The organism is Vibrio sp. Vb0349 (assembly GCF_033338975.1).
This window is the reverse complement of record NZ_JAWOTS010000422.1, coordinates 1-1061: the sequence shown is the minus strand read 5'-3', so window position 1 is coordinate 1061 and position 1061 is coordinate 1. Positions and strand designations below refer to the sequence as shown.

At 49.4% G+C, this 1061-nt stretch carries 2 protein-coding genes; both read right to left on the bottom strand.

The features are described 5' to 3' along the window. Positions 1-448, bottom strand: a 448-nt coding sequence (locus tag R7Q47_RS26320) for a hypothetical protein (protein WP_318090270.1), incomplete at its 3' end; no start/stop codon positions are given. Further along, positions 448-1061: peptidoglycan-binding domain-containing protein (locus R7Q47_RS26315; RefSeq protein ID WP_318090269.1), on the bottom strand; the 614-nt coding region annotated here is incomplete at its 5' end. The genes R7Q47_RS26320 and R7Q47_RS26315, both read right to left, overlap by 1 nt.

Genomic DNA, 1061 nt, shown 5'->3' with positions numbered 1-1061 from the left:
CATTCACCTGTGACGATGCAGAAGTCGGTGCATCGTTTTGAGACAGCGCATTTTCCACTTTTTTGGCGAGATCTGGAGACAAGGAAGACAAGTCTAGATCATCCAATGACAAACCTAAGTCGTCACGACGATGCGTAGATGCTGTGCTCGTGACGGGAGTAGCCGTTGTCGGATCTGGAGCCTCACCCTCGTTGGCATACTCGGAGGGTTGCAAGAATGTCCCAATGTCGCGAGATAACTCGGCACTCGGCCATTCTCGTGGCAGTTGAGCAAGATCCGTTGATTCTGGATAATCTAAAACTTCAAATGGTTGTACGACTTCCGCCACCACTACCTCTGGCGTAACCGCTTGAGCCTCTGGCGTAAGCAAATCTAAATGCCACGCAACCGCAATCGCTGACACGCTAATAGGCACAAGAAAGAGTCCAACATGTTTGATGACTGACATTACGCCTCCTCCTTGTTAATGCTTGCTAGTGTTGGCGCATTAGGTTGCACACTTTGTTGTAAGCGCTCTAACGTGCGATGACCCGCAATGCCATCCACACCGATGCCCTGCCAACGTTGGAACAGTTCCACTCGCTCTTTTAACGCACCGTCAAAAATAGACGTTTCCAGTGGTGATTCACTGACCGCTTTTGCAAGCAATTGGTCAAGCACTTCGATCGCCGGCCCTTCCATATCTAAACGCAACGTCTCTTTAAGCGGCGCTTGCCACAATTCAATGATGTTGCCCTGCCACATTGGTTTCAGCCACGAAACAGGCAAACGCAGACGCTGTTTGCCATTGAGCACTTCTACTTGGTCGTTGCCAACTGCATACAAAATCACGTAACCAACATCGCCTTGATAATTCAGCTCTAAAATAACCGGTCGATTTTGCTGCATCAGCAAGGGCCACGTTGCCATTTTTCTTTCACCCCGCATGGTGGATTGAGGCTCAGACAAGCAAAGATTATCGCGCACTGATGCTCGATATCCCCAAAGGCGGTAAAGATCATTCACGGCAAGATTGGATTGTTTCTGCGCCAACAGCATATCGCGCTGTACATCAGTTAGCT